This window comes from Ruegeria sp. N11 (assembly GCF_056531525.1).
Genome location: NZ_JBQFLX010000020.1, coordinates 1 through 12,427, shown reverse-complemented (window position 1 = coordinate 12,427; position 12,427 = coordinate 1). Strand labels below are relative to the sequence as shown.

Genomic DNA, 12,427 nt, shown 5'->3' with positions numbered 1-12,427 from the left:
TAGCCTGTAGGCTACATATAGGTATGATAGAAATTCGTAAGACGGACCTGTTCGACAAGTGGCTCAAGGGCCTGAAGGACCAAAGGGCGAGAGCCAGGATCTTGGTTCGCATCACGCGGTTGAGCCTGGGCAATCCCGGTGATGTGAAACCGGTTGGTGAAGGTGTGAGTGAACTGCGTATCTCCGAAGGGAAGGGGTATCGCGTTTACTATGTGTCGCGCGGTGACGTTTTGATCGTTTTGCTGTGCGGGGGAGACAAGTCATCCCAGCAAGCCGACATCAAAACCGCCAAGGCGATGGCAAGAGAGTTGGAGTGAAAAACATGGGTGTCAAAACAACGAAGTTTGAAGCGGCTGACTATCTGGACAGCCCGGAAGCCATTCAAGCCTATCTTGAAGCGGCTTTTGAAACCAGCGACACGGCGCTGATCGCGTCGGCACTTGGCGATGTTGCCAAGGCCAAAGGTATGTCGAGTGTGGCCGACAAATCTGGTCTGTCTCGGGAAAGCCTCTACCGCGCACTTAGCGAAAATGGCAATCCCGAGTTTGGCACGGTGCTGAAAGTGCTGAGCGCTGTGGGTGTGACGCTCACCCCGAAAATGCACGTGAATTAACCCACTTTAAAGGCTATCCACCATGTCCACCGATGCAGCTCCGTCTACGGTTGAAAAAGCCGCCCGCCGCGTCTGGAAATCCGCGCAGATGTTCGTCGGGTTTCATACAGACCAGAAGGGCAAGCCGCGCACACAGCCGAAGCTCTGGCCGCCAAAAAACGGGAGCGCGTCGATCCATGGTGATCCCAGCGCGCAGGAGGCCATCGTGGTCGTCAAAGCCGCTGATCCGGACGAGGTACAGGACGTGCAGATCAAGCTGCACCCAAACCGCATTGTTGTGCGCCGCGATGCAGATGCCTGGTGGCAGGGTGTCGCTGTAGATGAGCATACCGTGACGGTCCGAATGGCCGACAACACGATCATCGAAATCCGCCATGACGGATCGGTGAAGCGGCGCTCGGCAGAGGACGAAACCCATGTTGAAGCAGATGGCAGCATCTTCAAGTTCACGGAATTTGCCGAGGCGCATATGACGGGTGACGGGGTGGAAATGACCCGCCGCACAGAGGATCGCATTGCCACGATCACAGCTGACGGTGTTGTCGATCGCGCGCGCAAGCGTTAGCCTGTAAAGAATACCTCCAGATTTTCCTTTGGTTAAACTCGTGGCCCGCTTCGGTGGGCCTTTTTCTTGGCGTACTCATCACTGTATCTGCCCGTGCGCCGGTCTCGCCCCGCGACAGCGCTTGAGAGAGTTCTTGCGGATTACCGGGGCGTCCTACCGAACCCGCCAATCCAAATTGAGTCCGGCTGTTTACCTGATCCGCACAAGCACGGACCAGGGCCGGACCGTCCGGTCTTTGGCCTCCGCCAGTTGGATAGGGCGGTTTGCACCGTCCGTCATTCTTCATCCTTTGCGACGACGGTCATACCGACCCAGAAGGGCAACCCCCAACTTAGAACTGAGCGCCGCGCCTGTGTCGGATCGAGGTGATGTTGCCGCCATCAAAGACATCGTTTTGTTCAGATGTTCCGCGCGCAGCGATCCCAGAAAGCCTTGCCTTTCACCAGGTCTGACAGTTTCAAGTACGTTGCCGGAGAAGATCCTCGGCTGCGGTGTTTCTGAAGGGATGAACATAAGCGGGCAGTCGGGGAAGACGCGCGGCGCCCGGGCCGGGCGCCGCGCTTCAACAAGGAATGTCCCCTGCGCCTGCGGCGCATTCCGCGCGGATCAAATTCCCTGCTGACATCCCCTTGATGCCCGCTTTTCCCTTGTTCATCGAAACACGCCATAGCGAGGATCAAACAATGGCAACTCAAACTCTGAAACTGAGCGTCAAGACCGGTGAAAAAGAAGGCAAGACATTCTGGGATCGATGCGGGGTGCTCTTCGTCAATACCGATGAGACCGGCACCATCACCTCGATCCAGGTCAAGCACAGCATGTTCCCTGGCGTTGAGATGGTGGCCTTCCCGAAGCGCACCGATGACGATCCCGTCACCGAATGACGGGAGGGCAGGGCGGCGCAAGCCGCCCTTTCTTCTGCTCCGGCCGCAGGCCGGACCACATATGCGCCACAGGTGGCGCGCGGTCCTAAGACCGGGCAGGGGTGCCGACCTGCCCCAATGCGGCAGCAGACAACCCTGCCACACCCGCCGCGAAAGCGGCGGGACATTGAGCGCGCTGAGGCGCGCGGAAAATGCCATACTGACCTTGAACGTGCCGGTATGTGACGGGCGCTGTTCGGGCAGCTCCCGCTTTGCGTGATTGCCCTGCGCCGGTCCACCGGCACCCACGCCTGCTGGCTGGAAAAGGGGCAGGACCCTTTTCCCGGCGTGGAGATTGCCTCCAAGAGCAAAACTGTTCCGGGGGCAATTTGAGAAAATACGGATTTCTAAAATCACCCCCGGTTTCCTCTTGGAGAGTATGACAGGATAAGGTAGTTGTGTTACAAGTCATAAAAACAACCAGAGGTATACATTGAGCAAGCCCGGCGACACCACTGTCTTTTCCGTTCGATTGCCGTCAGATGCGTTGGTGCGTTTGGAGGAGGCCGTGCAGTCGCTTGGGGCCAAGAGCCGCAACCAGATCATCCAACGACTGATCTATCGTCTGATCGGGTATCTCGATCCTGACCCGGCCGTTGTCGATCTCTGGCAGACGCACTTGCGGCAGGTTCAGGGTGGATACACCAACCTCAATCAGCTCGCAAAATCGGCCAAACGCGGTTCGGTGATCTGGACCGATGACGACCGGCGCGATGTCGAAAACCTCCATCGTGCGATCATCCAGCACCGGCAAGACCTGAAGGCGCTGATCACCGCGGCCCGCCGAAACCGAGAGCCAGACTCCGCCATTCGCCGAATCTTGCGCGACGATGAGAGGACATCTGAAGCATGAACGTCGCGGCTCACAATTTGACGGCAGGGGACTTTCTGGAGCTAGCCTTCCGGGAAGCGCAGAAGGGTATCGATCGGTCCAAGCAGATCAGCCAGCAGCTGCAAACCGCCAAGCGCATGAAGTTCATGATCTCGCGGGCCTCATCCATCAAGGCGCGGCTTGGTGCTGTGGTTGGAAAGCCCGAGGCGGTTGTGAAACACGTCCGCAAAGGTGGGGTGAAAAAAGCGCATGAGCTGCGCCGCCAGATCAATTACCTGACCGTCAGGGCAGAGGGCGTGTTGGACATCCGCGACAATGGTGTGACCCCGCTCGATGCCGATCAGGTGAGTGATCTGATCGAGACCTGGGCCGAGGATTTCAACGGGAAAACCAACTATGGTTATACCCGTCACATGATCGTTTCTTTTCCCGAAGGCACCTATCCGGATGCCGCGCATGAGGCCGGTTTGGACTTCGCGGATCGCCTGTTTGGGAGCGGTGATTTTGGCGATACCTGGGACTATCTGACCGTGTTCCACAACGACACTGACAACCCCCATGTCCACATCGTTGTGAATAACCGAGGCGTGGAACATGGGCAGTGGTTGGCTATGGGTATGAGCAGCGACATGAACATCGACGTTCAGCGCTCTATCCAGGTTGAGGTTGCCGAAGGATACGGAATTGAGCTGACCGCAACGACCCGCCTTGAGCGCGGTTTGCGGCAGGAAGTTGAGACCGACACGTGGAAGGTTCAGGCCGGACTGTCTGTTGTTGAAAGCACTCCGGAGGTTGAAGTTACGGCCCGCGACATGGCCGGTGATGTGATGACACTCTCCATCGCAAGAATGTCGGATCTGTTTGATGAGCGCGCCAACGCTGTCAAAGACCGGATCGAAGAGTTTGCCATCCAACTCGTTGAAAGTGAGGAACCTATGGTATCGAGAATGGAACATCTGCTGGATCAAGCCCATCATTTTGATGATTACGGCGAGCCAGGAGACCCGTCTTATGTGTCGCCCGAAGTCATGAGCAACTTGCGGCGACACATCGAATTAGGCGGTTCTGAGGAAACAATCGCACCCGAGCTGAAGGCTCAGGTTGTTGCCCATATCAGCGACGTTCGGGACAACGAACAGAGCCATCCGTATCTGTCTGCCCTTGCTGATATTGTCGATGACAAGGCGTTCCAGTCGTCCGCTGATTATGCCCCGGCAGCACGCCGGTACGAGGTCTATATACAGGACACCTTGGGCAAGGGGGCCTATGAGGACTTCCAGACTCAGACCAAAGAATTGCTGCAATCCATCGACAAGATGGAAGGGCTGGCCCGTGAGGTTGACGACCCTCATCTGCGTGTCGCTATGGATATTCAAATTGGCGAGTTGAAGGGCGACGTTGCGGACCTGCGCACCAACGATCCGGACCTTCAAGCCTTCATCATCGAGGACCGCCGCTATTCAACGATGATGGGAATGGGCACTGCCGAAATGGATGTCTTGGATTATTCAGAGGCCGGCAAGTGGGCAGCGATCCGCAAAGAAGTCACCGACACGGCCAGCAGCTACGGCCTCGATGGCGAGGCGTTCGTTGCCCGCTTTGGCGATCATCAGAACGTCACCCTGGGTACAACAATGGGATGGCGCAGCGACGACATTTCGACCGCCGCGGCCCACTTCCAGGCGCAAGGATTACCCGACAGCCACGACCGCGCTGAGGCCGTTGTTGACGAGCTGCACCAGCTTGCGTCTTCCAGGATCATCGCAATCTCAGAAGAACTTTCAGACGTTCACGCCCACGCAACGCACCCGCTCTTGCAGGGGCGCGGTGACGATGACGGGCACAGCTTGTAAGGACTTTAACCGGTCTGCCTGATGCGCGCGCCAACGCCCCAGGCAGACCCATCACAGAGTTTTCCATCAACTCGCAAAGGAAAAACTATGGTTTCGCGTACAGACTATCTTTTGAACGAAGTCGAACACTTCGCACCCTATTCCAGATTTGATCAATCCGCCCCGCGTGAAGATCGCGTTTCAGAGCAGATCGACATCATCAGGAAAGAACAGCAGGCGATGGGCTTTGATCGTGCAGCCATCGCCTCAAACAGCTTCGACATCGAGGACCAGGCCAACCGCCGTGTTGACGAACATACTGCGCAACAAGATCTGGTCGAAGAATTCAAAATCGAATTTGAAGCTGCGGAGCGGTCAGGGGAGCCGGTTGATCTGAACGATATGCAGGCTTTGGTTTCTCAGCACATGAGTGATGCTCAGGAATACGATCTGTATCACCCTTACTATTCGTCCCTTGCGGATCTGAGTGGTGACAAGGATTTTCAGGAGTCCGACGACTACCAGTCGCCCGGTGATCGCTATGTTCAGTATATGCAATCCGCTTTGGGGGAGGCCATCTTTGAGAACTACGAGCAGCAGACCAAGGACATCGTGAACTCCATCGAGAACATGGAGGCTCTTGCACGAGAGGTCGAAGATCCACACTTGCGTGCCGCAATGGACGTTCAGATCGGGGAGTTGAAAGGCGATGTTGCCGAACTGCGCCCATATGACACCGACCTGCAGGCATACACTTTGGCTGATGACAGCTACACCACATCCATGAATGCGGCCGAGTTGGACAACCTGGACCCCACGGAAGCCGAAAAATGGCTGGCTGTGCGTGATGACATTGTGGCGACCGCGCACAGCTTCGGTCTCGACGGAAGCAAGTTCCTGGCCCGCTACAACGATCATGACAGCGTTTCAATCGGCACAACGGCGACTTGGAAAGACGCGGACATTTCCACCGCTGCCGCCCATTTCAACAGCCAAGGCGTTCCGGACAGCTACGAGCGCGCGGAGGCCGTTGTTGGTGAGCTGCACCAAGTTTCATCCAGCAAGATTGCCGCCGTGGTGCAAGAGATTGCCCATACCCGCGAACAGGCTACCCACGTCCATGAGTATGATGGACACAGTCTTTAACCACGGAGGACATGATAGATGATTGTTCGCGCCGGTGAATGTGTTGCCGGGAACAGCGAGACCACCGGGTTGGAGTAATGTGGGGTCTGTTCCGATTGGGACGGACTCTTGTCCTTGGACATTCCGGGCATTCGCTGCACCACGTTTGAATAGGCAAGAAGCGGACAAAACAGTCTTTCGCTGGGACTAAAGCAATGTCCGCTCATAGTTTAGTGATCGTGGTGACAGAGTTTATGATCGGCAAGAGACGCGAGCACATAGCAGTTCTCTGACACTCCTTCGTCATCACAGCCCTTCGAAATCCGAACCAGCTCTTTTTCAAGAGCCCGTAGTCGTTTGATCTTTGCTCTTACTTCGGAAAGTTGTGAGACGGCGATGTCCGTTGCGGCTTGGCATGAACGATCCGGGTGGCCTTGAAGCACAATCAATTCGGAGATCGCTTCAATTGAGAAACCAAGATCGCGTGCATGCTTGATGAAACTGAGACGCTCTAGCCCTGCCACATCGTAGCGCCGTTGGTTGCCTTCGGTGCGTTCTGGTGCGGCAAGCAGGCCCATTTCCTCATAGTAGCGGATAGTCGGAACTTTGACCTTCGTGCGCTTGGAAAGCTCCCCGATAGAAAACATGAAAATACCTCTTGAACCTCTAGTAACTAGAGACACTACACTATGGTCACGACAGATACAAAAAGGGCTTCCCAATGTCAGCATGTTGCGGACACAACGCCAAATTCGACGGCGTATCAGACGACTACAAAAGGAGGCTGTGGATTGTCATTGCTCTGAACGCGGTGATGTTCGTCGTCGAGATGACTGCCGGTCACTATGCAAAGTCTCAGGCACTTCAGGCCGACGCTCTAGACTTCCTTGGGGATGCTTTGACCTACGGTATCTCGCTGGCAGTGATCGGGGCTTCAATCCGTGCACGCACCAATGCCGCTCTGGCGAAAGGGGTGAGCTTGCTGCTGATGGGTCTTTGGGTGTTTGGATCGACCGTGTACCGGGTGTTCTATGTCGGAGTGCCGGAGGCCGAGATCATGGGCATCGTTGGCTTTTTCGCTCTTATGACCAATCTCGCAAGTGTTCTCTTGCTCGTCCGTTACAAGGACGGCGATGCAAATGTGCGCTCTGTCTGGCTATGTTCGCGTAATGACGCCATTGGCAATGTGGCCGTTATGTTTGCAGCTTTAGGCGTCTGGGGCACAGCTAGCGGTTGGCCTGACCTGATTGTTGCGGCGGTCATGGCAACGTTGTTTCTTTCCTCTGCTTTCCAGATCGTGCGCCAAGCGCTCGCCGAGCGTCGGGAAGTTGGCGAACATGAGCATGTTTGACGTGGATTATGACCTTTGATCTCGAATGATACGAAATCGGCTCAATTTAGTTGGAAATACCAAGGACTCTCGCCATGAACCTGAAACGCCGCCAAGTACTGACTTACGCCGCTGGCTTTGCCAGCACAGTACCATTTGCCGCGTTTGCGCAAGACACGCCTTCCGTCCGTGTTCTCAAGGATCCGAACTGCGGCTGTTGCCAGGTTTGGATCGACATCCTGCGGCAGGAAGGCTTTCGCATTACCGAGGAGCGCAGCTTTGGAACACAGCTTGTCCGCCACAAATTGGACAACGGCATTCCCGAAGAAATGATGTCCTGCCACACAGGCGAGATCGATGGCTATATGATCGAGGGGCATGTGCCGGTTGCAGACATTCGTCGTCTGCTGGAGGAGCAACCCAGTGCTGTTGGACTTGCTGTTCCTGGCATGCCCTACGGTTCCCCTGGGATGGGGCCGGAAGATCGTCGTGAGGCCTACGACGTGTTTTTGATCCTCAAGGACGGTAGCACCGAGGTGTTCAAGAGTTACGAAGCGGCCTGAGGCGACGTTCATCGAGCGGAAACAGTAAGGAGGAGAAGATGACGAAGCTTGGATTACGCACTCTTACCTTAAGCGTTCTGTCTATCACCATTGCTACAGTGGGTTGCGCACAACAACAACGAGGAGATTGGTGGGGTCACGGGCCAATGGGATCTAACCACATGAGGTCTGAGCACATGCGTGGTTGGGGGCACGGCAATATGGGGCCTGGCCAGCAGCAGCGCATGCAACGACATTGGACGTATATGAACGAGGACGTGCCCGCAGCCTACCGCGGGGCTCGGAGCACCATTCGTGCAACGCCCGAGAATGTTTCGGAGGGCAAGACGCTATATACGGAAAACTGCGCAAGCTGTCATGGAGCTGAGGGTTTGGGCGATGGTGAAGCCGGACGTTCGCTCGCGCCCTCTCCCGCTCTCCTACGATGGTTCGTTCAGATGCCGATGTCGGGGGACGAGTACCTTCTTTGGGCAATTTCCGAGGGCGGCGAACGCTTCGGAACAGACATGCCAGCCTTCAAGGAAGCGCTGAGCGAAGAAGACCTTTGGAAGATCATCGTTTATATGCGTGCGGGGTTCCCTTGATCTGTCGTCAATCTGTTGGTTTTTGATGAGTGTTTTTGCTGTCGATACTATGACGACAATTCTCAGCAGGCATAAAGCTGACAATGCGCCATTCTAGTAAGCTTCACGGAAGCGGACATATATGTAAGTCGCAGCACGAGCAGGTTAGGGCTCTCTCCTGCCGTTCTCTGCATATTGAAGTAAGGTCCGGTTCGGCCGCGTCCTGTTACCCCCGTCAAGTGAAGGCGCTACTTTCAGCCCGTTTGGCTTTCATTTTCTCCATCGCCATATCTTTCGCTGACCGACTTTTCCGCTTTGCGACCGTGCGCTGCGCATCAAATGCCGCCTGAAGTTCCTGGTCTTTTTCAGAAACCTCTTTCACCGGGGCAGGGGCCGGATTCGCATCCGCCAGAGCCTTTGCCGTGTCCCTGGCCTGTTCTTCAGCAAGATCCAGATGTGTACCTTTGATCTTTGGAGCATCACCCCCAAGGAACTGCATGAAATAGGGATCTTCGAAGTATCGGATCTTGTTTGCAATCACCGGCATCTTGCCTTCGCGGATCAGCACAACTTCATTTTCAGGCAATCGGCCAACGTGTTCGGGCCGGAGCAGGCGAATGCCTTCTTCACGCTCTGATATGCTGCCCATTTCCATCTTGCCGAGTGCTCGAGACTTCGACTTGCTTATGACCGTTTTGTCCCCGATGGACCTGGACACATGTTCGCGTACTTCGGAATCCTCTGAGGCGGCAAACATCTGGGTTCCAGCGTTTGCCAGCATCGCCCGCACACCCTCGTGCCCATAAATGTCCTGTAGGCGCGACAGTGTTTGCGAAATCACCACGAGCCTGCCCCCGAACGATCGCATGGTGTCATAGGCTTCAACAACGCGCTCAAGATGGCCGAGGCGTTGGAACTCATCGAGCAGCATCAAAACCTTGAACGGCTCATCTTCGCCCGGCTCAACAGTTTCGATGGTGTTCACCAGATCGAGGAAGAACAGGCGAATGAGCGTCCGGAACTCTTTGACCTTTTTCCCTGGCACGGAAAAGTAGATCGAGCTGGGGCGCCGACGCAGATCTTCAAAGTTGATGTCATTGCCCTGCGTGGCTCTTGCTACCGACGGGTTGCGCCAGAGCTGCAGGCCGGAGTTCAACATAACCGAAATCGTTGACCGCAGGATTTTGGATTCTTCGGCTGCAAGATTCAGAAACTCATCTGCAGCTCGCGCATATCCAACTTCTTCAGCCATTTTCTCATAGTCCTTTTGCTTGGTCGTTTTGACCAGGCGCAGGACTTCGGAAATGTATGGCCGCTTTCTTTTGATCGCCAGCATCGCCATTGCGCAGAACATGCCTTCAACACCACCCATAAAGCCCTGCGCGGACGAGCTGGGCGTGTCGAACATCTGAGTTGCAACCTGAATCACTTCTTCCCATCGCCGGTCCAGATTGTCGGCACGTGCTGCGCGGCGCAGAGGGTTGTAGCTGTGGCTTTTGTCGGGGTTCTCGGGGTCGAACACAAAAACCTCATCGCCCATTGCTGCCCGACGCGCGCCGGTTGTCTGGAAAATCTCGCCCTTGATGTCCAGGACGACGCAAGACCCATTGAAACGCAGGACATTCGGGATCACAAAGCCGCTGGTTTTGCCCGAACCAGACGGGGCAATGAACATCGCGTGCGGCTTTTGGACACCGGGGCCGGGCTTATAGTAGATCGCGTTTTTGTCCTTTGGCTCACCAAATTTGGCAAACACGATTTCACTATCCAATTTGTCTTTGAGCTTCAGAACCGACGCATAGCCTTCCTGGACGAGCTGAGGGGCCTTTGCAAAGGTCGCATCACCGTATTTCGTTGAGGGACCACGCAGCGCAGCCGCCACAAATGCAAAGGTCAAAACACCCACTGCGACCACCGCCACCAGACCCATGATCTGCTGCGTCTCTGCAGGCTGTGCCATGAACTTCTCTGGGATCGCCCAGATGTCCAGCCCGCGAAAGCCTCTGGTGTTGATGTATTCGAGCGCCAGCCCGACCACCAACACCGCGCAAGCCGAGGTAGCGATAAAGCCCATAGTACCGGCTATCGCGACCTTCTTGCCTTTGGGTAGATCCTGAAACTCAGCCATCGGTCAGCTCGCGTTTGAAGAAGCACACGATGCCAAATTCTGCACGTGCGACACCAACCATTTCCCAACCTTCTTTGCCCAGCTTTGCGAATTTCTCGCTGGCGTCGTCGCATTCCGAAAAAGGCACGTCTCGGTACTCGAATTTCTTCATCTTTGTACTCCTTCAATTCAGTTGTTCAGCAGTCATCAGAGGCGGGAAGATCACGCCGTTGACCTTCCGTTCGTCCCCGATTTTCTTCATGTGAACGATCATGTGAATGGTGGCCCGGATGTCATCGACCACTTCTGACTTTTGAACGGTCGGAGATCCGCGACGCACCATTTTGCTCATCCGTCCAATGGCATCTACGGGCGAGTTCGCGTGCATGGTGCAGACAGATCCATCGTGGCCGGTGTTCACCAGTTCCAAGAACATATTCGCGTCGTCGCCTCGGATTTCACCGCAGACGAGGCGGTCAGGCCGGAGGCGAAGCGCCGATTCCAGCAGCTTTGTTGGTGATCGAGGGCCATCTTCTTCGGAACGGTCGGCAAGCAGATCGACAGAATTGGGTTGCTCGATGTCCAACTCGGCCACTTCTTGAATCGTCACGATCCGTTCGCCCGGATCGACGCGCTTCAGCATTGCATTGAGGACAGTGGTTTTGCCGGACGAGGTGCCCCCGGCAATGATCACGTTCCATTTGCTAAGCATTGCAAGGTCGGCCAGCTCGTCAAAGTTCATTGTTCCGTCAGCGAGAACAGCCCGAGCATTTTCAAGCGCGCTATGATCGTTGTTTTCTGCCAACGCCGCCTCTTTGCTGGCGAAGCTGAACGCGCCCAGATCGACGTTTTTCACGCGCAGGAGACGGATCGCAACGGACCCCACGCCGGTTGTTGCTGGCGGAATCACGACCTGAACCCGCGCTTTACCCTGCTGTGTCGGCACGTTGGCCGTCGCAATCGGCTTCTTTTCTCCGAATGTTACATCGCTGAAACCGGCCACGCAGCGCCCGATGTTTTCTACATCGTCTCTGTTCAGAGTGATGTCTGTCCTGGTCATGTGCGTTGTGCCCATTTCTTCGACCCAGACCGATCCGTCAGGGTTCACAGAAATTTCGCTCAGGCTTTCATCGTGTAACAGATGCTCGATCTTGCCTGTATAGTATTCCAGAAGGCTATTCCCGTTCCGCCCGCTCATGTTCTTGTCCTTGGTAGAGCACTTTTTGGAACACTGGAGGTTGCCTTCGCTGCATCTCGGCTTTGCCTCGAACACGAAGGCATCCACATAAGATTCATTGCTTCCAAAAAGTGCTGAATTTGCTTCAAAAAAGGCCGCTACCGCACTCGATCATGCTGGCAGCGGCCGGAAAGACCGCTGAGGCGGTCGGCTCATTGGCTCGCTCTCAGAAGCTATCGAACACAACGTCGCGCTGCAGGATCGCGTTGATACGACTGCCCTGATCGACAAAGATTGTCGGAGTGATGCGCAGGTATTCATCAAGCGCCGCTGCCGTGGCGTTCTGCAGGTTAGACCCCACTTGGGTTGCCAGATCCGTTCTGACCGAGTTGTTGCTGTCGCTGTCAGACACCAGCGCCACAGGGGCAATACCGATGATGGACAACAACGCAGCCGTGCCGAACCGCTTCCCAAAGTGTGTGTTCACCCTGCCGGTCGCGCCGGTGCGGCCCTGTCCGTCCGTGCCAACTGAGCCGATCTGAGCGGAAAGGCCATCCGGTGTAATGACACGGCTCCAAACAATCATGATGCGCGTTTGCGCCAATGTCGTATCCGCTCGATACTCGCCATAGAGCTTCGATCCACGAGGCAGAAGCAAACGTGTGCCGTCCATCGAGTAGACGCCGCGTGTGATCGTTGCCACGACACTACCGGGCAGTTCCGAGCTGACCGCCCCACCGAATAGCGCCGACAAGACCGTGCCTCGCGTTAAGGACCGCGACGGATCGTCAATGATC

15 protein-coding genes are annotated in these 12,427 nt (G+C 55.7%); 10 read left to right on the top strand and 5 right to left on the bottom strand.

Annotation, left to right across the window (positions count from 1 at the left end; translation table 11 throughout):
- The first annotated feature begins 23 nt into the window (after window positions 1–23).
- The 7 genes from ACR0J8_RS19010 (at window position 24) to ACR0J8_RS18980 (ending at window position 5,911) form a co-directional block, all read left to right on the top strand.
- Entirely contained in the window at window positions 24–317 is a 294-nt protein-coding gene (locus tag ACR0J8_RS19010; RefSeq protein ID WP_170417791.1) for a type II toxin-antitoxin system RelE/ParE family toxin, read from the top strand.
- A 5-nt stretch (window positions 318–322) separates the two neighbouring features.
- Window positions 323–613 (top strand): addiction module antidote protein, encoded by a 291-nt coding sequence (locus ACR0J8_RS19005; RefSeq protein WP_152460667.1) that lies wholly within the window; start codon window positions 323–325, stop codon window positions 611–613.
- Window positions 614–635: 22 nt separating this feature from the next.
- Window positions 636–1,178, top strand: coding sequence for a hypothetical protein (locus ACR0J8_RS19000; RefSeq protein ID WP_170417788.1), 543 nt, complete (start codon window positions 636–638; stop codon window positions 1,176–1,178).
- 683 nt (window positions 1,179–1,861) lie between these two features.
- Complete coding sequence (locus ACR0J8_RS18995; RefSeq protein ID WP_170417785.1) at window positions 1,862–2,062, top strand: hypothetical protein; 201 nt, start codon at window positions 1,862–1,864, stop codon at window positions 2,060–2,062.
- Window positions 2,063–2,534: 472 nt separating this feature from the next.
- Complete coding sequence (locus tag ACR0J8_RS18990) at window positions 2,535–2,954, top strand: hypothetical protein (protein ID WP_170417782.1); 420 nt, start codon at window positions 2,535–2,537, stop codon at window positions 2,952–2,954.
- Window positions 2,951–4,786, top strand: coding sequence for a relaxase/mobilization nuclease domain-containing protein (locus ACR0J8_RS18985; protein ID WP_170417779.1), 1,836 nt, complete (start codon window positions 2,951–2,953; stop codon window positions 4,784–4,786). Before ACR0J8_RS18990 ends, ACR0J8_RS18985 begins: the two co-directional genes overlap by 4 nt.
- Window positions 4,787–4,873: 87 nt before the next feature.
- Window positions 4,874–5,911, top strand: coding sequence for a hypothetical protein (locus tag ACR0J8_RS18980; protein WP_170417776.1), 1,038 nt, complete (start codon window positions 4,874–4,876; stop codon window positions 5,909–5,911).
- 209 nt (window positions 5,912–6,120) lie between these two features.
- Here the strand turns inward: ACR0J8_RS18980 and ACR0J8_RS18975 are convergent, their stop codons facing one another.
- Window positions 6,121–6,537 carry a MerR family transcriptional regulator gene (locus ACR0J8_RS18975; protein WP_170417773.1) on the bottom strand — a complete coding sequence of 139 codons (417 nt, stop codon included), beginning with the start codon at window positions 6,535–6,537 and terminating at the stop codon, window positions 6,121–6,123.
- 74 nt (window positions 6,538–6,611) lie between these two features.
- On the opposite strand from ACR0J8_RS18975, the gene ACR0J8_RS18970 reads away from it, so the two are divergent.
- The 3 genes from ACR0J8_RS18970 (at window position 6,612) to ACR0J8_RS18960 (ending at window position 8,367) form a co-directional block, all read left to right on the top strand.
- Window positions 6,612–7,241, top strand: a complete 630-nt coding sequence (locus ACR0J8_RS18970; RefSeq protein WP_170417770.1) for a cation efflux transmembrane domain-containing protein — start codon at window positions 6,612–6,614, stop codon at window positions 7,239–7,241.
- Between the two features lie 74 nt (window positions 7,242–7,315).
- A complete protein-coding gene (locus tag ACR0J8_RS18965; RefSeq protein WP_170417767.1) occupies window positions 7,316–7,783 on the top strand; it encodes a DUF411 domain-containing protein in 468 nt (155 codons plus the stop codon).
- A gap of 224 nt (window positions 7,784–8,007) precedes the next feature.
- Window positions 8,008–8,367 carry a c-type cytochrome gene (locus ACR0J8_RS18960; protein WP_170418003.1) on the top strand — a complete coding sequence of 120 codons (360 nt, stop codon included), beginning with the start codon at window positions 8,008–8,010 and terminating at the stop codon, window positions 8,365–8,367.
- Between the two features lie 214 nt (window positions 8,368–8,581).
- On the opposite strand, the gene ACR0J8_RS18955 is transcribed toward ACR0J8_RS18960, so the two are convergent.
- The 4 genes from ACR0J8_RS18955 to ACR0J8_RS18940 form a co-directional block, all read right to left on the bottom strand.
- Window positions 8,582–10,474 (bottom strand): type IV secretory system conjugative DNA transfer family protein, encoded by a 1,893-nt coding sequence (locus ACR0J8_RS18955; RefSeq protein ID WP_170418000.1) that lies wholly within the window; start codon window positions 10,472–10,474, stop codon window positions 8,582–8,584.
- Window positions 10,467–10,625 carry a hypothetical protein gene (locus ACR0J8_RS18950; RefSeq protein ID WP_170417997.1) on the bottom strand — a complete coding sequence of 53 codons (159 nt, stop codon included), beginning with the start codon at window positions 10,623–10,625 and terminating at the stop codon, window positions 10,467–10,469. The genes ACR0J8_RS18955 and ACR0J8_RS18950 overlap by 8 nt, the downstream gene beginning before the upstream one ends.
- Before the next feature lie 12 nt (window positions 10,626–10,637).
- Window positions 10,638–11,651 (bottom strand): ATPase, T2SS/T4P/T4SS family, encoded by a 1,014-nt coding sequence (locus tag ACR0J8_RS18945; protein WP_170417994.1) that lies wholly within the window; start codon window positions 11,649–11,651, stop codon window positions 10,638–10,640.
- A 205-nt stretch (window positions 11,652–11,856) separates the two neighbouring features.
- Window positions 11,857–12,427: TraB/TrbI/VirB10 family type IV secretion system protein (locus tag ACR0J8_RS18940; protein WP_480891688.1), on the bottom strand; the 571-nt coding region annotated here is incomplete at its 5' end.

Excerpts from the sequence above, each read along its gene's own strand:
- ACR0J8_RS19010 (WP_170417791.1), top strand. The coding sequence starts at position 24 with ATGATAGAAATTCGTAAGACGGACCTGTTCGACAAGTGGCTCAAGGGC.
- ACR0J8_RS19005 (WP_152460667.1), top strand. The coding sequence starts at position 323 with ATGGGTGTCAAAACAACGAAGTTTGAAGCGGCTGACTATCTGGACAGC.
- ACR0J8_RS19000 (WP_170417788.1), top strand. The coding sequence starts at position 636 with ATGTCCACCGATGCAGCTCCGTCTACGGTTGAAAAAGCCGCCCGCCGC.
- ACR0J8_RS18995 (WP_170417785.1), top strand. The coding sequence starts at position 1,862 with ATGGCAACTCAAACTCTGAAACTGAGCGTCAAGACCGGTGAAAAAGAA.
- ACR0J8_RS18985 (WP_170417779.1), top strand. The coding sequence starts at position 2,951 with ATGAACGTCGCGGCTCACAATTTGACGGCAGGGGACTTTCTGGAGCTA.
- ACR0J8_RS18980 (WP_170417776.1), top strand. The coding sequence starts at position 4,874 with ATGGTTTCGCGTACAGACTATCTTTTGAACGAAGTCGAACACTTCGCA.
- ACR0J8_RS18975 (WP_170417773.1), bottom strand. The coding sequence starts at position 6,537 with ATGTTTTCTATCGGGGAGCTTTCCAAGCGCACGAAGGTCAAAGTTCCG.
- ACR0J8_RS18970 (WP_170417770.1), top strand. The coding sequence starts at position 6,612 with ATGTCAGCATGTTGCGGACACAACGCCAAATTCGACGGCGTATCAGAC.
- ACR0J8_RS18965 (WP_170417767.1), top strand. The coding sequence starts at position 7,316 with ATGAACCTGAAACGCCGCCAAGTACTGACTTACGCCGCTGGCTTTGCC.
- ACR0J8_RS18960 (WP_170418003.1), top strand. The coding sequence starts at position 8,008 with ATGCAACGACATTGGACGTATATGAACGAGGACGTGCCCGCAGCCTAC.
- ACR0J8_RS18955 (WP_170418000.1), bottom strand. The coding sequence starts at position 10,474 with ATGGCTGAGTTTCAGGATCTACCCAAAGGCAAGAAGGTCGCGATAGCC.
- ACR0J8_RS18950 (WP_170417997.1), bottom strand. The coding sequence starts at position 10,625 with ATGAAGAAATTCGAGTACCGAGACGTGCCTTTTTCGGAATGCGACGAC.
- ACR0J8_RS18945 (WP_170417994.1), bottom strand. The coding sequence starts at position 11,651 with ATGAGCGGGCGGAACGGGAATAGCCTTCTGGAATACTATACAGGCAAG.